Here is an 18,637-nt window from a genome sequence, read left to right as displayed (position 1 = left end):
GCTTTACTCCTGTTTTGCAAGGGTGGTGTCAGTTTGCGTGACCGTGCTCAGCTCCGCAGCACGGTACTGTTTGTCCACGATACGCATGAAAGGCAGGTACAACATGGCGCCAATCAGCAGGTTGATAAGCTGCATCACGCTGCCGCTCAGGTGCCCGGTAACGATAAAACCGCTGATGACCGGTGGCAGCGTCCAGGGGATAAACACCCCGGTGGTGACGGCGACCGCGCCAATTTTCATCGCCGCATACTGCACGGTAACCAGCACCAGCGGCACCAGGTTGAACGGAATAAGCATGATCGGGTTCATGATCACCGGCAGGCCAAACAGGATCGGCTCGTTAATGTTAAACACCGACGCCCCCGCGCCGAGGCGCGCCACTTCGCGCATGTTTTTACTGCGGGCGAAAATCAGCATCGCAATCACCAGCGACAGCGTGGCGCCCGCTCCCCCCATCCAGATCATGTCAAAAAACTGTTCAGTAATAATGTGCGGCGGCGTCGTGCCCGCCTGAATGGCGGCGATGTTATCGGTCTGGTTTTCCATCCACAGCGGACGAATGATGCCGTTGATCATCGAGCCGGAGTTAATCCCCACTGACCACAGAATAGTGATGCTGAATACGGTCATCAGCGCGCCAAAGTAAGAGGTGCCGTAGTGGCGTACCGGCGTGGCGACCACCTCGTAAATGAACTGATGGATGGTGTTGTAGTGGGTATTTTCGAAGATGATGCGGATACCCAGCACCAGTATCATGACCAGCAGGGCCGGGATCAGCGCTGCGAAGGACTCCTGCACCGCAGGCGGCACGCCGTCCGGCATTTTAATGACCAGATTTTTGCGCTTCAGCCAGCAGAACAGTTCCGTCCACAGCAGCGAACCGATCATCGCCACAAACAGCCCCTTGCTGCCAATCCACTCTACCGGTATGACGGTAATGCCGCCGTTTTCCGCCACTTTGATAAACGGCGTCAGGATTAAAAATGCGACCAATGCCAGGATGCCGCAGGAGATACGGTCCTCGCCATAGTGTTCGGCCAGGCGGAAGGCGACCAGGAAGCTGATAAACAGCGACATGGTGGAGAAGACCGCATTGAAAGGAATTTCGATAATCGCGCTCCAGCTCTCACCAAAGGCCTGAGACATAAACTGCTGATAGGTTTGATTCGGGAACGACGAGATGACGAGCAGAATGGAGCCGACGATGATAAATGGCATGAATGAAACGTAGGCACCACGAATGGCCCCGAGATGGCGCTGCTGGGCCGTTTTCGCCGCCAGCGGCATCAGTTTTGCTTCAAGAAATCCCAGAACATTGTTCATTGTGAACTCCGTACAAGATTGAGGGGTGTTGTTTATGTTATGTCTGTGGATTATCAGTGAAGCGCGGTGAGCGAAAGGTGAAATCGGTCACAAAGCAATCGCTTGTATAATATAAATCTCATAAGATTGGTTTCAGGAGGATTGGAATGGAAATCAAACTGCACGCCAATGCCACCACCACGCCGCGCATCCGCCGCTACCTTCAGCAGTCTGATAAAAGCGACAGGGAACTGGCCGTTGAGCTGGGGATCTCGGTCACTACCGTCAGGCGCTGGCGCAACCGCGATCGGGTTTCGGATAACCACACTACGCCAAAAGTGATACACAAAGCGCTGAGACAAGAGCAGGTTGCACTGGTTAATGCCCTGCGCGACATATCAGGTGCGCCATTAGATGAATTGCTGCAGATAGTTAACGATATCCTGGGCATCCCCGTCTCACGGGCAACGCTGAGTCGCTATCTCAAACCGGCACCCGCGAAACAAAAAGGGGCTTCGTTGCAGGGAAAAAAGGCGCTGAAAGCTGGCATCAGGCCGCATACGCTGCTGCTGTATCATCAGCCTTTGTCGCTGCATATGGATGATGGGGGCGAACAACACCTGCTGTGGGCGCGCGAACCGGTGAGCGGCTGGTGTTATGCCCGGCTCTATGCGGGTCTTTCGCCGCAGTTGCTCACTACCTGGACGCGCGCGCTGCTGGAGGCCTGTCCTGCTGATGTACAAACTCTTGAGACTTTTGGTTTTGAACCGACACTACCTGCACAAGACGTTGTTGTTAACGCTCATCCACACAAGCACAATGCGCTGCAGGTGGCGCTACCGCTCCGGGATATTATTCCGCGAGTGAATGATGAACCGGCTGGAGAGGTTGTTATCACGCTATGCGAGTTTTATAACCGGGGTAAAACGCAGAAAAAGCTGGGAGAAAGTACGCCGCAGGCGTTTCTGGAAGCGCTGCGGCGTAAGGACTAGAGGATGTCGAGGACATCTTCCGGCGGACGGCCGATGCGTGCTTTACCGTTTGCCACCACAATCGGTCGCTCAATCAGCTTTGGATTGTCAACCATCGCCTGAATCAGCTGGTCTTCGCTGAGGTACGTGTCGTCCAGATTCAGTGACTTATACAGATCCTCTTTCTGGCGCATCAGTTCGCGCGCGCTGCCCATTCCCAGCATGTGCAGCAGCTGACGAAGCGTCTGCGCGTCCGGCGGTGTGTCGAGATACAACACCACGTCAGGGTCGATACCGTTAGACTTCAGCAGGCTGAGCGTGTCGCGGCTCTTGGAGCAGCGAGGGTTATGATAAATTTTTACCGCGTCTGTCATGATTTCTCCTTGATTACATCTTCTCGTACGGCTTAAAGCGTTGTTGCAGACTACGCAGCTGGTCGATACGCGCGTCGTAGCGGGCCTGTTGCAGGCTGCCGAGTTTGACCTGCGAGCTGGCACTGCTCAACAAGGAAATCGCCTGATCGAGGCGACCCGCCAGTGCCAGGCCTTCAGCACGCGCGGCCAGCTCCTGATCGCGGTTACCCAATTGCCCCTGGGCCTGGGCGAGCAATTCCCAGCCGTTCTGGTCATCTTTATTGTTAAAGGTATAGCGGTTCAGGATGGTCACAGCCTCCGCTGGCTGACCGCCCTGTAGATAAGCGTTAGCAAGGTTAAGCTGTAGCACCGGGTTGGTGCGTATGTCTTTCGCCCCTTTCAGGCGGTTAATCGCATCGGTGGTTTTCTTCTGCCCCAGATCGATATCCGTCGAGAGATCGAGATACCACGGGTTATTCGGATCTGCGGCCAGCAGGGGCTGCAGCGCTTTACGCGCGTCGTCGTATTTGCTGGCTTCCATCGCCTGTAATGCCTGGCCATACTGCGCGGCGTTTTTTTCACGCACGTTGCCTTTCGCCAGGGTGTCCAGCAGATCGCTGGTCAGCTGGTTACGCCCGGAGTTGTACATGCCGAGCGTTCGCACTTTCGCCATATAGAAGTCCTGAGACGACTGCACGACGACCGGGCGCATCTGGTTGGCACGGTTACGGGCATCCGACAAACGGCTTTCCGGTAACGGGTGGGTAAGTAAAATTTCCGGGGGACGGGAAGAGTAACGTGCCTGATCGAGCAGTTTTTCCAGGAAGGTCGGCATGGCCTGCGGGTCAAAGCCCGAACGCTGTAAAACCTGAATGCCGATACGGTCCGCTTCCTGTTCGTTTTGCTGGGTGAAGCTGATCATCCCCTGACGCGTTCCGGCCAGCGTACCGGTCAGTGCCGCCATCCCCGCCTGTGGGCTGGCCATTGCGAGCAGAATAGAACCCAGCGCTCCCACCCAGGTGAGCGGGGCATTGCGCTTCTGGTCTTCCATTGCACGCGCCAGGTGGCGCTGGGTGACGTGTGAAATTTCGTGCGCCATCACCGAAGCCAGCTGGCTTTCGTTGTCAGAGTAGCGAAATAACGCCGAATGCAGCACCACGTTCCCGCCAAAGAAGGCGAAGGCGTTAATTTCGTCGTTATTGATTAAATAGAAATGGAAGGGCGTTTTGACCGAGTCGGCGTGCGCCACCAGACGCATCCCCAGCCCGTTAATATACTGTACCAGCAAAGGATCGTTAATCAGCGGGGCGCTGCCGCGCAGCTGGCGAACATAGTAATCGCCCATTTGCATCTCTTGCCCGATAGAGAGCGTGCTTCCTGCTGTGGTGCCCATGTCCGGCAATGAGTCGGACGAGTCAGCGAAAGCGGGCAACACCTGACCGACCGTCACTGCGGCAATCAGTGTTGCAACCAGTGTTTTTCTCAACTGCCTGAACATAACCACTGTCCTGTATGTTGGATGTGCTAATTTGACCGATGAACCGCCATATCGTTCATCTCTGCTGCCCTGCGAGTGTAGCTGTGTTACAGCATGAAGAAAATCCCATTCATCAGGCTTTTGCGGATTGTGACAGGGATACAAAAAGCGAAAGTCTTTTTTGTGACAGTTAGATACAATTCACCGTCTCACTCCCGCCATTCGATTCAGGGAAGGGTTGTATGCTCGAAATGTTAATGCAGTGGTACCGGCGTCGGTTCAGTGACCCGGAAGCCATTGCTTTGTTGGTTATTCTGGTTGCCGGGTTCGGTATTCTGTTCTTCTTCAGCGGCCTTCTCGCGCCTCTGCTGGTGGCGATTGTGCTGGCGTATCTGCTGGAGTGGCCAACGGCGCGCCTGGAACATATCGGTTGTTCTCGTCGCTGGGCGGCAAGCATCGTCCTGGTGCTGTTTGTCGGCATTCTGCTGTTGATGGCCTTCGTGGTGATGCCCGTGGCCTGGCAGCAGGGGATCTACCTGATCCGCGACATGCCCGGCATGTTGAATAAGCTCTCAGATTTCGCCGCCACCCTGCCGCGCCGTTATCCCGCGTTAATGGACGCCGGTATCATCGACGCGATGGCGGAAAACATGCGTGCCCGCATCATGACGATGGGCGACTCGGTGGTGAAATATTCGCTGGCCTCACTGGTGGGGCTGCTCACTCTGGCCGTTTACCTCGTGCTCGTGCCGCTGATGGTTTTCTTCCTGGTCAAAGATAAAGACCAGATGCTTAACGCCGTGCGGCGTATTTTGCCGCGCAACCGCGGGCTGGCGGGGCAGGTCTGGGAAGAGATGAACCAGCAGATCACTAACTACATTCGCGGCAAGGTGCTGGAGATGATGTTGGTGGGGGTAGCAACCTGGATTGGTTTCGTGATCTTCGGCCTCAACTACTCGCTGCTGCTGGCCGTGCTGGTGGGATTCTCGGTCCTGATTCCGTATATCGGCGCGTTTGTGGTCACCATTCCGGTGGTGGGCGTCGCGCTGTTCCAGTTTGGTCTGGGGACGGAGTTCTGGAGCTGCTTCGCGGTGTACCTGATTATTCAGGGGCTTGACGGGAACCTGCTGGTACCGGTGCTGTTCTCCGAAGCGGTAAACCTGCATCCGCTGGTGATTATCTTATCCGTGGTAATTTTCGGCGGGCTGTGGGGGTTCTGGGGCGTATTCTTTGCGATTCCGCTGGCCACGCTGATTAAAGCGGTGGTGCACGCTTGGCCGGATGTACCGGCGGTGGAAGAGAAGTAGATTTTGTGCGGGCTGATGCCCTCACCCCAACCCTCTCCCACGGGAGAGGGAGCAAACATTAAAAAAGGCAACTGACGTTGCCTTTTTGCTGTTGATCAGGCGTTTGCTTTCAGCCAGTTCAACACCACGTCGTGGTGATTACTGGTTTTGAAGTCGTCAAACACATGTTCAACTTTACCGTCAGCGTCAATCAGGAAGCTGATGCGGTGAATGCCGTCATAGGTTTTACCCATAAACGTTTTCTCACCCCAGACGCCAAACTGCTCGCAAACCTGGTGGTCTTCGTCGGAAAGGAGCGTGAAGTTCAGCAGCTCTTTTTCCGCAAATCGTGACAGCTTTTCTGGTTTATCGGTGCTGATACCCAGCACTTCCACACCGACTTTTTTCAAGTCGTCCATGTTATCGCGTAAGCCGCAGGCCTGTACGGTGCAGCCGGGGGTCATGGCTTTCGGGTAGAAATAGACCAGAACACGCTGTCCCTGGAAGTCGGTCAAATTTACTTGCTCACCGTCTTGATCCGGTAAGCTAAATTTCGGTGCGATGTCACCGGCTTTCAGTGGATTCATTACTCAACTCCATCCTGTTCGTGCTGCGAATAATTGACGACGCTTATACTGCCCTGCGCGTTTAATTCTGTACAGAGGGCTTTGAACGCTTGCTCGATATTTGACGCATCCTGTGAGGCAGGGCTGTGTGCAGTGATTTGAATAAAGAGCGTGGGAACGGTGCTCTCGTCGCCCGGTTGCGTGCGGGAAACGAGCTCGGCAATGTTCATCTGATGGCTGTCGAACAGCGCGGTAAAACGCTCGATCAGATGCGGGGAATCAGTGACTTCAACCTGCACCCAGACGGTAGCGGGCATGGCCGGGCGCGGGCGCGCGGTAGTGCGTTTCATCACGATCAGCAAATCCAGCTCCGCGCCTTTCAGCGGCAGGGTGGATTCAATAAGGGTAATGGCATTCCATGTTCCGGACAGCAGCATGATAAACGTGAACTCTTCGCCGAGCATTGCCAGACGGCTGTCTTCGATATTACAGCCGCAGCTGCTCACGTGACGGGTGATGGTGTTCACGATACCCGGCCTGTCGGCACCCAGCGCAGTGATAACCAGGTAATGTTGTGATGAGGTTGTCAAACCTGTTCTTCCTTTGCATGGTTAAGTCTTCCTAAGGAAAGCATAAAAAAAACATGCATACAACCGCCTGAGGGCCTCAGGTCGCTTGCTTTTATTACAGTTCCAAACGTACCATTGAGGCTCTTGTTCGCACAGAGGATGGCTCATGTTCACGGGAAGTATTGTCGCGCTTGTAACACCGATGGATGAAAAAGGTAACGTCTGCCGGTCTAGCATGAAGAAGCTGATTGATTACCATGTCGCCAATGGAACCTCGGCGATCGTTTCGGTAGGGACTACCGGTGAATCTGCAACGCTGAGCCACGAAGAGCATGGCGATGTGGTTATGCTGACCCTGGAGCTGGCTGACGGACGTATTCCGGTCATCGCGGGGACAGGCGCTAATGCAACCGCAGAAGCGATCAGCCTGACCAAACGTTTTAATGACAGCGGCATCGTAGGCTGTCTGACGGTGACCCCTTATTACAACCGTCCTACCCAGGAAGGTTTGTTCCAGCACTTCAAAGCCATCGCTGAACATACTGACTTGCCACAAATTCTGTATAATGTGCCGTCCCGTACTGGCTGCGATATGCTGCCGGAAACCGTTGGTCGTCTCTCGGAAGTAAAAAATATTATCGGTATTAAAGAGGCGACAGGGAACTTAAGCCGCGTTCATCAGATCAAAGAGCTGGTTTCAGACGACTTTATCCTGTTGAGTGGTGATGATGCGACCGCGCTGGACTTTATGCAGCTCGGTGGTCATGGCGTGATCTCCGTAACGTCAAACGTTGCGGCGCGCGATATGGCTGAAATGTGCAAACTGGCCGCAGCCGGTCACTTTGATGAGGCACGCGTCATTAACCAGCGCCTGATGCCGCTGCACAATAAATTATTTGTCGAACCCAATCCGATCCCCGTGAAATGGGCGTGTAAGGAGTTGGGACTTGTAGCATCCGATACGCTGCGTTTGCCAATGACACCGATTACCGACCACGGTCGCGACATCGTCAGGGCAGCGCTGAAGCATGCCGGTTTGCTGTAAAGTTTAGGGAGATTTGATGGCTTATTCAGTACAGAAGTCGCGCCTGGCGAAGGTTGCGAGTGTTTCGCTTGTTATGCTGCTCGCTGCCTGTAGTTCAGACTCGCGCTACAAGCGCCAGGTGAGCGGTGATGAATCCTATCTGGATGCGACCCCGCTTGCTGAACTTCATGCACCGGCTGGTATGATCCTGCCGATTCAGAACGGCGATTATAATATCCCCGTCACCAATGGCAGTGGCCTGGTGGGTAAAGCGCTTGATATTCGTCCACCAGCTCAGCCTCTGGCGCTGGTCAGCGGAGCGCGTACCCAGTTCACCGGTGATACGGCGTCTCTGCTGGTTGAAAGCGCGCGCGGAAGCAATCTGTGGCCACAGGTGGTGAGCGTTATTCAGGCGAAGAACTACACCATTGATAAACGCGATGACGCCAGCCAGACCTTAACCACCGACTGGATCGAGTGGAACCGGCTGGATGAAGATCAGCAGTACCGTGGACGTTATCAAGTCTCCGTTAAACCACAGGGTTATCAGCAGGCGGTTAACGTTAAGCTGTTAAACCTGGAGCAGGCGGGCAAACCGGTTGCGGATGCCGCCTCCCTGCAGCGTTACAGCACTGAAATGCTGAACGTGATTGCCGCGGGTCTGGATAAGACTGCGACTGATGCCGCAAATGCGGCGCAGAGCCGTAACGGCGTCACCTTCGACGTTCAGAGCGGTGCGGACGATACCGGCCTGCCAATGTTGGTGGTGCGTGCACCGTTTAACCAGACCTGGCAGCGTCTGCCAGCGACGCTGGAAAAAGTGGGCATGAAAGTGACCGACAGCACCCGTTCAACCGGTAGCATGACGGCAACCTATAAGCCACTGTCCGACAGTGCATGGCTGGAGCTGGGCGCCAAAGATCCTCAGCTTGCCTCCGGTGATTACAAGATTCAGGTAGGCGACCTTGATAACCGCAGTAGTCTGCAGTTTATCGATCCAAAAGGTCACACGCTGACCCAGTCGCAGAACGATGCGCTGGTCGCTGTCTTCCAGGCAGCATTCAGCAAATAAATACGAGGGCGGGTTAATCCCGCCCTTTTTATTTTCGTGCTACGCAAACGTGTGCGTGGCATAATATGCCCAGTTTTGAACACAAATCATCACACCAGGAGTAATGAAGATGCAGAAGCAAGCTGAGTTGTATCGTGGCAAAGCGAAGACCGTATACAGCACGGAAAACCCGGATCTGTTGGTGCTCGAGTTCCGCAATGATACGTCAGCAGGGGATGGCGCGCGCATTGAGCAGTTCGATCGTAAAGGCATGGTGAACAACAAGTTCAACCACTTCATTATGACCAAACTGGCCGAAGCGGGTATCCCGACTCAGATGGAAGCGTTGCTGTCCGATACGGAATGTCTGGTGAAAAAACTGGATATGGTTCCGGTTGAGTGCGTTATTCGTAACCGTGCAGCGGGCTCCCTGGTGAAGCGTCTGGGTATTGAAGAAGGTATCGAACTGAATCCACCGCTGTTCGACCTGTTCCTGAAAAACGATGCCATGCACGATCCGATGGTCAATGATTCCTACTGCGAAACCTTCGGCTGGGTCAATAAAGAGAACCTGGCGCGCATGAAAGAGCTGACCTACAAAGCCAACGACGTGCTGAAAAAGCTGTTTGACGATGCGGGCCTGATCCTCGTCGACTTCAAGCTGGAGTTCGGTCTGTTCAAAGGCGAAGTGGTGCTGGGTGATGAGTTCTCCCCGGACGGTAGCCGCCTGTGGGACAAAGAAACCCTGGATAAAATGGACAAAGACCGTTTCCGTCAGAGCCTGGGTGGCCTGATTGAAGCCTATGAAGCGGTTGCTCACCGTTTAGGCGTTAAGCTCGACTAACTCCCTCACTTGCCAAAGGATGTTTGCATCCTTTGGCGTCTTACCTTTGTTTCCTATGGTAATCTTGCCGTTAACCGCCTACGATCATAGCTATTATTAATGGAATAGTTCGAGGTGGTTATGCGCTGGCAAGGGCGTCGTGAAAGTGACAATGTAGAAGACAGGCGCAGTGATGGCGGCGGCGGTCCTTCAATGGGGGGACCCGGCTTTCGGCTACCCAGCGGCAAGGGCGGTATCATCCTGCTGATTGTGGTGCTGGTCGCTGGCTATTACGGGGTCGACCTCACCGGTTTGATGACCGGTCAGCCGCTGCAACAGCAACCACAGTCTCCGCGCTCCATCAGCCCGAACGAAGATGAAGCGGCCAAATTTACCTCCGTTATTCTCGCGACCACTGAAGATACATGGGGTCAGCAGTTCGAGAAGATGGGGCGCACCTATCAGCAGCCGAAACTGGTGATGTACCGGGGCGCAACCCGTACCGGATGTGGTACCGGTCAAACTGTGATGGGGCCGTTCTACTGCCCGGCAGATGGCACCGTCTATATCGATCTCTCTTTTTACGATGACATGAAACGCAAGCTTGGCGCTGACGGTGATTTTGCCCAGGGCTACGTGATCGCGCATGAAGTCGGGCACCATGTGCAGAAGCTGCTGGGCATTGAGCCAAAAGTGCGTCAGCTACAGCAAAATGCGTCTCAGGCTGAAGTGAATCGTCTTTCCGTCAAGATGGAACTGCAGGCGGACTGCTTCGCAGGCGTCTGGGGGCACAGCATGCAGCAGCAGGGCGTACTGGAATCCGGCGATCTTGAAGAGGCATTAAACGCGGCGCAGGCCATCGGCGATGACCGTCTTCAGCAGCAAAGCCAGGGACGCGTCGTGCCGGACAGCTTCACTCACGGTACGTCGCAACAGCGTTACAGCTGGTTTAAACGCGGTTTTGACAGCGGTGATCCTGCCCAGTGTAATACCTTCGGCAAAGCCATGTGATGGTGTCGTTTGCACATCTGATACGCGAGCTTGAGCGAACCGGGCACCGCCGTCTGGTGGTGCTCACGGGCGATGAGCCGTGGACTCTGAGCCAGGCCACCGCCCTGCGTGATGCTTTACCGGGAGACTGGCTGTGGCTGAATGAAAACCCGTCTAAAGCCATCAGCGGACTGTTGGGACGCGAATACCTGCATGCTGTGTTTGACGCGCATGCCGGGTTTGACGTCTCCGCCTTCGCCGCACTCAGCGGAACGTTGCGCGCCGGGAGCCTCCTCGTACTGCGAGTACCACCGTTCTCTGGCTGGGCCGACAGGCCAGACAGCGATTCTGTGCGCTGGTGTGACAGCGCAGAGCCGATCGCTACCCCGCACTTTGTTCACCATTTTTGCCGGAAGCTTGCCGCCGATACGGATGCGATCGTCTGGCAACAGCATCATCCCCTGACGCTTCCCGCTGCGCCAGATTTACCCGCCTGGCAGCCCGCCAGCGGTGAGCCGCAGCGTGAGCAGGCGGCGATCCTCGACGCGCTTTTGGTCATGCCTGCGGGCATCGCTGCCGTGACGGCACCTCGCGGACGCGGAAAGTCAGCGCTGGCGGGGATGCTGCTGGGCAGCATCCAGGGGAGTGCGGTGGTGACGGCCCCGGCGAAAGGCGCAGCAGATGTCATCGCGCGTTTCGCGGGCGAGCGTTTTCACTTTATGGCACCCGATGCACTGCTGGACTCCACACTGCAGGCCGACTGGCTGATTGTCGATGAAGCGGCAGCCATCCCAGGCCCGCTGCTGGAGAAGCTGGTGACACGCTTTCCCCGCGTATTACTGACCACTACGGTTCAGGGTTACGAAGGGACGGGCAGGGGATTTCTGCTGAAGTTCTGCGCCCGGTTCAGTGGGCTGCAGCGTTATACCTTATCCCCCCCCATTCGCTGGGCGGCCGGATGTCCGCTTGAACGGATCGTGGCGAATACGCTGCTGTTTGACGATGCGCTTATCGACCACAAACCGGAAGGTGAGGTGTCTGTAAGGTCTCTGGAGCCACAAGAGTGGGAGAGCGACCCGGCACGAGTGGCAAGCGTTTATGAACTGCTCTGTGCTGCCCACTACCGGACCTCACCGCTCGATTTACGCCGGATGATGGACGCCCCCGGCCAGCACTTTGCGGTTGCGGGGTCTGATATTGCGGGCGCGCTCTGGCTGGTGGACGAGGGCGGATTGTCCCCCGAACTCAGCCGGGCGGTGTGGGCTGGCTCTCGTCGTCCACGCGGGAACCTTGTGGCGCAGTCGCTGGCGGCGCACGGCGGAACGCCTCTTGCGGCGACGCTGAAAGGCCGACGGATTAGCCGCATTGCGGTTCATCCCCGTCGTCAGCGGGAAGGCATTGGTCAGCGGCTGATCCTGAACGCCAGCGGTGAAGATTATCTCTCCGTGAGTTTTGGTTATACCGACGAGCTGTGGCGTTTCTGGCAGCGGTGCGGGTTTGTGCTGGTGCGAATGGGCAGCCATCGGGAAGCCAGCAGCGGGTGTTACACGGCGATGGCGCTGCTGCCGCAGAGCGAAGCCGGGCATCAACTGTGTACGCAGGCACATCGGCGTTTATGCCGCGATATGCGCGTCCTGTCGGCCTGGAATGGCGAAAAGATCCCGGTGACTGATGCCTGGGAAGCTACCCTTAATAGTGACGACTGGCTGGAGCTGGCGGGGTTTGCTTTTGCGCACCGGGCGTTTTCAACCTCGGTAGCCGCGCTGACGCGGTTGCTGTTAGCCACAGATATGTCGCTTCCGGCGCTGCGCGGGAAAATCGAGGGGAGAAGCGAAGCGGTCGGGCGAAAAGCGTTACTGGCAAAGCTTCGCGAAGAAACCGCGCAAGCGCTTGAGAACCTTGATTATTCGCGCTGCCAGCAGTTGAAAGCAGACATTTTGCAATGGCAATTTTTTCAATGACTTCTTCAGTAAAGTGGCATGGTCATTACCCCGCAGAGGCGTAAAATCCTGCTCATCAATTAAGGAGACCGCCATGAAACACGACCATTTTGTTGTTCAAAGCCCTGACAAACCGGCTAAACAGTTACTGCTTCTGTTTCATGGTGTTGGCGATAATGCCGTCAATATGGGGCAGATTGGTAGCTGGTTTGCGCCTGTTTTCCCTGAAGCATTGATTGTCAGCATCGGCGGCGTAGAACCGTGTGGTCCGAACGGACGACAGTGGTTCCCGGTTCAGGGCGTGACGGAGGAGAACCGTCAGGCGCGCATTGATGCCATCATGCCCACGTTTATCGACATCGTACGCTACTGGCAGCAGCAGAGCGGCGTGGGTGCTGACGCGACCGCGCTGATTGGCTTCTCGCAGGGATCTATCATGTCCCTGGAAAGTGTGAAAGCGCAGCCGGGTCTGGTTTCACGGGTGATCGCGTTTAACGGCCGCTTTGCGACGCTGCCGACGAGTGCGACCACGCAGACCACGATCCATCTGATCCACGGTGGTGAAGACCGGGTCATTGAGCTTTCACATGCGGTTGCCGCTCAGGAAGCATTGATTCGTGAAGGTGGGGATGTGACGCTGGATATCGTTGACGATCTGGGCCATGCGATTGACGACCGCAGCATGCAATTCGCGCTCGATCATCTGCGTTATACCGTACCGAAGCACTACTTTGATGAAGCGCTCAGCGGCGGCAAGCCGAATGACGATAATATTGTTGAGTTTATGTAGGCACTTTCCCCCTCATCCCAGCCCCTCTCCCCACAGGGGCGAGGGCGAGGGTTAGGGGGAGGGGTGAGATTAACAATTACTTCTTCTGGTCTTTCTTCGGCCAGTCGTCGTCATCGTCCCACTTGTCGTTAAAATCGCGGTGTGGCGGGAGATCCGGCTTGTTCGCAAGAAACTTTTTGTGGTCAACGCGCTTAAGGTCTTTAATCACGTTGAGCAGTACGCCGACCAGAAACACCAGCACCAGAATCCACCAGTACTTTGAAAGCCAATCCATTCGCTATTCCTCTCAGAGCATTCGTCAGGCGACGAGTTGCTCCATAATACGTTGATACATACGAGCCAGCAGTTGCAAATCTGCCGCATTAACACACTCATTTATTTTATGAATGGTTGCGTTTACCGGCCCCAGTTCGACAACCTGAGCTCCCATACGGGCAATAAAGCGTCCGTCTGAAGTGCCACCCGTCGTCAGCAGTTGTGGCTTAATTTCATTATAGTGCTCGATGGCGTTCACTACCGCATCAACCAGTTTGCCGCGCTGCGTCAGGAACGGCTGGCCGGAAAGCCACCAGTCCACGGTGTAGCGCAGGTGATATTTTTCCAGCAGCGCGACAACGCGCGCTTTGATCATCTCATCGGTCAGTTCGGTACTGAAGCGGAAGTTGAACTGGACGAAGAAGTCCCCCGGGATTACGTTGTTGCTGCCGGTCCCGGCCTTGACGTTAGCAATCTGCATGCTGGTCGGGGGGAAGAACTCGTTACCTTTATCCCACTCAATCGCCACCAGTTCGCTCAGCATTGGCGCAGCGCGATGAACGGGGTTATCGGCCAGATGTGGATAAGCAACGTGTCCCTGAACGCCGTGAATGGTCAGGTTACAGGTCAGTGAGCCACGGCGACCGTTTTTCACGACATCGCCCACCACTTCGGTACTGGACGGCTCGCCGACCAGACAGTAGTCGAGACGCTCGTTGCGCGCCATCAGCGCTTCAACCACCTTCACGGTACCGTTATGGGCACTGGCTTCTTCGTCGGAGGTGACCAAAAACGCGAGACGGTTTTTGTGGTTCGGATGCTGAGCCACAAAGCGTTCAGCCGCGACCACCATCGCCGCCAGCGAGCCTTTCATGTCTGCCGCGCCGCGGCCAAAGAGCATGCCATCGCGGATGGTCGGTTCAAACGGCGGGTTAATCCAGCGATCTGCGTCACCTGCGGGAACGACGTCAGTATGCCCGGCAAACGCCAGCGTTTCACCCTGGCCGCGCCACGCCCAGAAGTTCTGAGTATCGCCAAAATCCATGCGTTCAACGGTAAAACCGATGGCACGCAGGCGCTCAATCATTAATGCCTGACAACCTGCGTCGTCCGGGCTAAGGGAAGGACGGCGAATAAGCTGTTGAGTCAGCTCAATGACCGGGCATGACATACACTACACCTCAACGAAAAAGTCAGAATAAAGGGTTTCACTGAAACCCAGCAGCATAGGCTGACCTGGCTTGCAGAGCAATGGGCGTTTGATAATTGCCGGCATTTCACGCATCAGTTTTGCCGCGCTGTCGGCATCAACGATGCTGGCGCGCAGGGATTCGTCCAGTTTACGCCAGGTGGTACCGCGAGTGTTAAGTAGTGCCTCCCAGCCTAGTTCATTGATGGCGTTATGCAGAAAATCTGCATCAAGCCCATCGGCACGGTAATCGTGGAAGCGGTACTCGATGTGGTTCGCTTCCAGCCAGCGGCGGGCTTTTTTGATGGTGTCGCAATTTTTAATGCCGTACATCACAACCATGGTGAATCCTTTTGTCCTTATGACCATTAAATGTTCAATAAATTCGAAGATATATCCTTAAGCAGAATATAACACATTCAGGAATACTCTGGATTTACACGTCTGCTTAATTCAACGCACATCTGTACGCTGAATATTCTTTCATCATTTAAGCATAGATGTCCACCGGGTATAAATTGCTAACAAACTCAGCGGGTAAAATAAAGCTCACCCGTTCGTAGGGTTATTTCAAAATATTGCTGGCCGTCACACAAAATTTAAGATTCTCCATTCATATTTATCATAAATCCCCAACGGTGGCGGGGTACAATCACAGCAATTGGTTAAATAGTCTTCACAATGATGATACGTTTTCGTAGAATGCGCATAATAATAAGAGAGGTTGTTATGATTGAACGTGAACTGGGGAACTGGAAAGATTTTATCGAAGGCATGCTTCGTAAATGACATTCAGTAAGAATTGCAAGAGCACTTAAATAAGTAAAATAATCATAGTGTGAATTAATCACACAATAAAAAGGCGGCTGATAAAGCCGCCTTTTTTATGGCTGAATGTTATTCCTGCCGCTCTCTGAGCGGGAAGCGACGACGCACCAGCACAAAGAACAGCGGCACGAAATAAATGGCCAGGATGGTGGCCGAAATCATGCCCCCCATTACCCCGGTACCGACCGCGTGCTGGCTGCTGGAACCTGCACCCGTGCTGGTTGCCATTGGCAATACGCCAAAAATAAAGGCCAGCGAGGTCATCAGGATCGGGCGCAGTCGCTGACGGCAGGCATGTAGCGTGGCGGCCATCAGCTCGTGGCCTTTGGCATTCATCTCGTTGGCAAACTCAACGATCAGAATGGCGTTTTTCGCCGACAAGCCGATCACCGTCAGCAGCCCGACCTGGAAGTAAACATCGTTTTCCAGGCCGCGCATCCAGGTTGCCAGCAGCGCACCGATAACTCCAAGCGGCACCACCAGCATGACCGAGAACGGAACCGACCAGCTCTCATACAGCGCGGCAAGGCAGAGGAACACCACCAGTAGAGAAAGGGCATAAAGCGCGGGGGCCTGCGCGCCGGAGAGACGTTCCTGGTAAGACATGGCCGTCCATTCCAGACCAAAACCGGCGGGCAGCTGTTGCACCAGTTTTTCCATGGTGTCCATGGCCGTGCCGGTACTTACGCCCGGCGCGGCTTCCCCGACGATTTCCACCGCAGAGTAACCGTTATAGCGCTCCAGACGCGGCGAACCGCTCTCCCAGCGCGAGGTGGCAAACGCCGAGAAGGGAACCATCCCGCCGCTGTTATTGCGTACAAACCAGCGGTTAATATCATCCGGCAGCATGCGGTACGGCGCGGCGGACTGAACATACACTTTTTTCACGCGACCGCGATCCATAAAGTCGTTCACATAGCTCGAGCCCCACGCCGTTTGCAGGGTGTCGTTGATATCGTCGATGGAGACGCCCAGCGCCTGCGCCTTACGCTGGTCGATATCCACCTGAAGCTGCGGGCTGTCGTCCAGGCCGTTGTGGCGCACGCGGGTCAGGCCAGAATCATTACCTGCCAGCGCTAACAATTTGTCGCGTGCGGCCATCAGCGCATCGTGGCCCGCGCCGGCGTGATCCTGCAGCTCCATATCAAACCCGGCAGAACTCCCCAGGCCGCTGATCGCTGGCGGACTGCTCGCAAAGACGCGCGCCTCTTTAATACGGGAAAAGGCTTTAGTGGCACGTTCAATGATGGCAAATGAGGTTCCCGTTTGGGTGTCCCGTTCATTCCAGTCTTTCAGACGGACAAACATACGGGCGACGTTCTGCCCGTTCCCGCCCGGGCCGGAGCCAACGGTCGAGAAGACCGACACAACGTTATCTTTCTCGTGGGTGAAGAAGTACTGCTCTACGTTCTGGACCACTTTCAGCGTCTGCTGCTGCGTTGAGCCGCTCGGGAGCTGCACCGAGGTGATGAACATCCCCCGGTCTTCCATCGGCAGGAACGAGGTGGGCAAATGCAGAAACAGCCACACCATGCCGCCCAGCAGTACAACGTAAATCATCATCCAGCGCAGGCTGCGGTGCAGCACTTTACCGACCGCAGATTCATACCGGGCGGCATTGCGGTTGAACATCCGGTTAAACCAGCCGAAGAACCCTTTCTGACCGTGATGTTCCCCTTTGTGCAGCGGCTTGAGGAGGGTGGCGCAAAGCGCAGGGGTGAGGATCAGGGCCACCAGAACGGAGAGTACCATTGCTGAGACGATGGTTATCGAGAACTGGCGGTAAATCGCGCCGGTCGTGCCGCCGAAGAAGGCCATCGGGATAAAGACCGCCGACAACACCATCGCAATGCCGACTAACGCCCCCTGAATTTGACCCATGGATTTTCGCGTGGCCTGGCGCGGGGAAAGACCTTCTTCGCTCATGATGCGCTCGACGTTTTCGACCACCACAATGGCATCATCCACCAGCAGGCCAATTGCCAGCACCATGGCAAACATCGTCAGGGTGTTAATGCTGTACCCGAACGCGTAAAGCACCGAAAAGGTACCCAGCAGCACCACGGGGACGGCAATAGTGGGGATCAGCGTGGCGCGGAAGTTTTGCAGGAACAGATACATGACCAGGAACACCAGGGCAATCGCTTCCAGCAGGGTCTTTACCACATCCTCAATCGAGGCTTTTACGAAGGAAGTGGTTTCATAGGCGACTTTATACTCCAGCCCGTGCGGGAAATACTGCGACAGCTCATCCAGACGGTCCAGCACCAGTTTCGCCGTCGCCATTTCATTTGCGCCGGAGGCCAGCTTAATCCCAAGGCCAGAGGCCGGGTTGCCGTTAAATCGGCTCAGGTAGTCGTATTTCTCAGCACCCATTTCCACCGTCGCCACATCGCTCAGACGCACTTCTGAGCCATCCTGATTCACGCGCAGGGTAATGTTGCGGAACTGGTCCGGTGTCTGAAGCAGGGATTGCGAATTAATGGTGGCGTTCAGGGCTTGTTTATCAACGGAAGGCGTTCCTCCCAGTTGCCCCACGGCAATTTGTGCGTTCTGGGCTTTGATGGCATCCGTCACGTCGGTGGCCGTCATCTGATAGCTGTTCAGCTTGTTGGGATCGAGCCAGATACGCATGGAGTATTGTGAGCCGTAGGCGTCGATATCCCCCACGCCGTTAATACGGCTGAGCGGGTCCTGAATATTACTGGCGACGTAGTCCGCAATGTCCTGTTTATCCATTGAGCCATCGGTGGAGACAAACGCGATGGTCAAAATGTTGGTATCACCGGTTTTACGTACGGTAACGCCCTGGTTCTGCACCGCCTGGGGCAGCTTACGCATGGCCGACTGAAGCTGGTTTTGTACCTGCTGCACCGCTTCGTCCGGGTCGGTGCCCGCCTTAAAGCTCAGGGTAACCGTTGCTTGTCCCGTGGCGCTGCTTTGCGAGGACATGTACATCAGGTTATCCAGACCCGTCATGTTCTGCTCGATAACCTGCGTCACGGTGTTTTCCAGCGTTTGTGCGGAAGCGCCGGGGTAGTTTGCGGTGACACGCACATTAGGCGGTGCCAGATCGGGATATTGCTCAACAGGAAGAGAAGTAATCGCCAGGACACCTGTCAGACACAACAGGATGGCAAGCACCCAGGCAAAAATGGGGCGATCGATGAAAAAATTCGCCATGTAAAAGTGACCTCGTTTTGCTGCACGTCATTATTGTTTA

18 protein-coding genes are annotated in these 18,637 nt (G+C 55.4%); 9 read left to right on the top strand and 9 right to left on the bottom strand.

The window, feature by feature from the left end:
• Positions 1-3: 3 nt before the first annotated feature.
• A complete protein-coding gene (celB, locus tag L3068_RS16505) occupies positions 4-1,323 on the bottom strand; it encodes a PTS cellobiose transporter subunit IIC (protein WP_023337590.1) in 1,320 nt (439 codons plus the stop codon).
• A gap of 146 nt (positions 1,324-1,469) precedes the next feature.
• Here celB and L3068_RS16500 point away from each other — a divergent pair, with 146 nt between their 5' ends.
• Positions 1,470-2,294: a transcriptional regulator gene (locus tag L3068_RS16500; protein ID WP_023337589.1), complete on the top strand. Its 825-nt coding sequence runs from the start codon at positions 1,470-1,472 to the stop codon at positions 2,292-2,294.
• Here the strand turns inward: L3068_RS16500 and arsC are convergent.
• Both arsC and bepA read right to left on the bottom strand, forming a co-directional pair.
• The gene (gene arsC / locus L3068_RS16495; RefSeq protein ID WP_023337588.1) at positions 2,291-2,647 is read right to left on the bottom strand and encodes an arsenate reductase (glutaredoxin); all 357 of its coding nucleotides are present in this window, start codon (positions 2,645-2,647) and stop codon (positions 2,291-2,293) included. The two genes, L3068_RS16500 and arsC, sit on opposite strands and share 4 nt — an antisense overlap.
• Before the next feature lie 13 nt (positions 2,648-2,660).
• Positions 2,661-4,124 carry a beta-barrel assembly-enhancing protease gene (gene bepA, locus L3068_RS16490; protein WP_023337587.1) on the bottom strand — a complete coding sequence of 488 codons (1,464 nt, stop codon included), beginning with the start codon at positions 4,122-4,124 and terminating at the stop codon, positions 2,661-2,663.
• Between the two features lie 221 nt (positions 4,125-4,345).
• Between bepA and L3068_RS16485 the strand changes: the two genes are divergently transcribed.
• Positions 4,346-5,410 carry an AI-2E family transporter gene (locus L3068_RS16485; protein WP_023337586.1) on the top strand — a complete coding sequence of 355 codons (1,065 nt, stop codon included), beginning with the start codon at positions 4,346-4,348 and terminating at the stop codon, positions 5,408-5,410.
• A gap of 95 nt (positions 5,411-5,505) precedes the next feature.
• Here the strand turns inward: L3068_RS16485 and bcp are convergent, their stop codons facing one another.
• Positions 5,506-5,976 (bottom strand): thioredoxin-dependent thiol peroxidase, encoded by a 471-nt coding sequence (gene bcp, locus L3068_RS16480; protein ID WP_014884768.1) that lies wholly within the window; start codon positions 5,974-5,976, stop codon positions 5,506-5,508.
• A complete protein-coding gene (locus L3068_RS16475; RefSeq protein ID WP_014884767.1) occupies positions 5,976-6,545 on the bottom strand; it encodes a glycine cleavage system transcriptional repressor in 570 nt (189 codons plus the stop codon). Before L3068_RS16475 ends, bcp begins: the two co-directional genes overlap by 1 nt.
• A 145-nt stretch (positions 6,546-6,690) precedes the next feature.
• Here L3068_RS16475 and dapA point away from each other — a divergent pair, with 145 nt between their 5' ends.
• The 6 genes from dapA (at position 6,691) to ypfH (ending at position 13,142) form a co-directional block, all read left to right on the top strand.
• Positions 6,691-7,569: a 4-hydroxy-tetrahydrodipicolinate synthase gene (gene dapA, locus L3068_RS16470; RefSeq protein WP_014884766.1), complete on the top strand. Its 879-nt coding sequence runs from the start codon at positions 6,691-6,693 to the stop codon at positions 7,567-7,569.
• Between the two features lie 16 nt (positions 7,570-7,585).
• Positions 7,586-8,620, top strand: a complete 1,035-nt coding sequence (bamC, locus tag L3068_RS16465) for an outer membrane protein assembly factor BamC (protein WP_014884765.1) — start codon at positions 7,586-7,588, stop codon at positions 8,618-8,620.
• 109 nt (positions 8,621-8,729) lie between these two features.
• Positions 8,730-9,443, top strand: a complete 714-nt coding sequence (purC, locus tag L3068_RS16460; protein WP_008501631.1) for a phosphoribosylaminoimidazolesuccinocarboxamide synthase — start codon at positions 8,730-8,732, stop codon at positions 9,441-9,443.
• Between the two features lie 120 nt (positions 9,444-9,563).
• Positions 9,564-10,433: a KPN_02809 family neutral zinc metallopeptidase gene (ypfJ, locus tag L3068_RS16455; RefSeq protein ID WP_117580741.1), complete on the top strand. Its 870-nt coding sequence runs from the start codon at positions 9,564-9,566 to the stop codon at positions 10,431-10,433.
• Entirely contained in the window at positions 10,433-12,373 is a 1,941-nt protein-coding gene (locus L3068_RS16450; protein ID WP_117580743.1) for a tRNA(Met) cytidine acetyltransferase TmcA, read from the top strand. The genes ypfJ and L3068_RS16450 overlap by 1 nt, the downstream gene beginning before the upstream one ends.
• Before the next feature lie 73 nt (positions 12,374-12,446).
• Positions 12,447-13,142 (top strand): esterase, encoded by a 696-nt coding sequence (gene ypfH, locus L3068_RS16445; protein ID WP_014884762.1) that lies wholly within the window; start codon positions 12,447-12,449, stop codon positions 13,140-13,142.
• 76 nt (positions 13,143-13,218) lie between these two features.
• Here ypfH and L3068_RS16440 read toward each other — a convergent pair whose 3' ends face one another.
• The 3 genes from L3068_RS16440 to L3068_RS16430 are packed head-to-tail and all read right to left on the bottom strand — an operon-like array spanning position 13,219 to position 14,928.
• Positions 13,219-13,416 (bottom strand): YpfN family protein, encoded by a 198-nt coding sequence (locus tag L3068_RS16440; protein WP_014171111.1) that lies wholly within the window; start codon positions 13,414-13,416, stop codon positions 13,219-13,221.
• A gap of 24 nt (positions 13,417-13,440) precedes the next feature.
• Positions 13,441-14,568, bottom strand: coding sequence for a succinyl-diaminopimelate desuccinylase (dapE, locus tag L3068_RS16435; RefSeq protein ID WP_014884761.1), 1,128 nt, complete (start codon positions 14,566-14,568; stop codon positions 13,441-13,443).
• A 3-nt stretch (positions 14,569-14,571) separates the two neighbouring features.
• Complete coding sequence (locus tag L3068_RS16430) at positions 14,572-14,928, bottom strand: ArsC family reductase (protein ID WP_014884760.1); 357 nt, start codon at positions 14,926-14,928, stop codon at positions 14,572-14,574.
• A gap of 387 nt (positions 14,929-15,315) precedes the next feature.
• On the opposite strand from L3068_RS16430, the gene ypfM reads away from it, so the two are divergent.
• On the top strand, positions 15,316-15,375 hold the full coding sequence (gene ypfM / locus L3068_RS16425) for a protein YpfM (protein ID WP_015572204.1): 60 nt from the start codon (positions 15,316-15,318) through the stop codon (positions 15,373-15,375).
• Between the two features lie 108 nt (positions 15,376-15,483).
• Here ypfM and acrD read toward each other — a convergent pair whose 3' ends face one another.
• Entirely contained in the window at positions 15,484-18,597 is a 3,114-nt protein-coding gene (gene acrD / locus L3068_RS16420) for a multidrug efflux RND transporter permease AcrD (protein WP_014884759.1), read from the bottom strand.
• Positions 18,598-18,637 lie beyond the last annotated feature (40 nt).

It is taken from the genome of Enterobacter cloacae complex sp. ECL414 (assembly GCF_021869685.1).
Taxonomy (GTDB): Bacteria; Pseudomonadota; Gammaproteobacteria; order Enterobacterales; family Enterobacteriaceae; genus Enterobacter; species Enterobacter kobei.
This window is presented reverse-complemented; position numbering and strand designations above follow the sequence as displayed.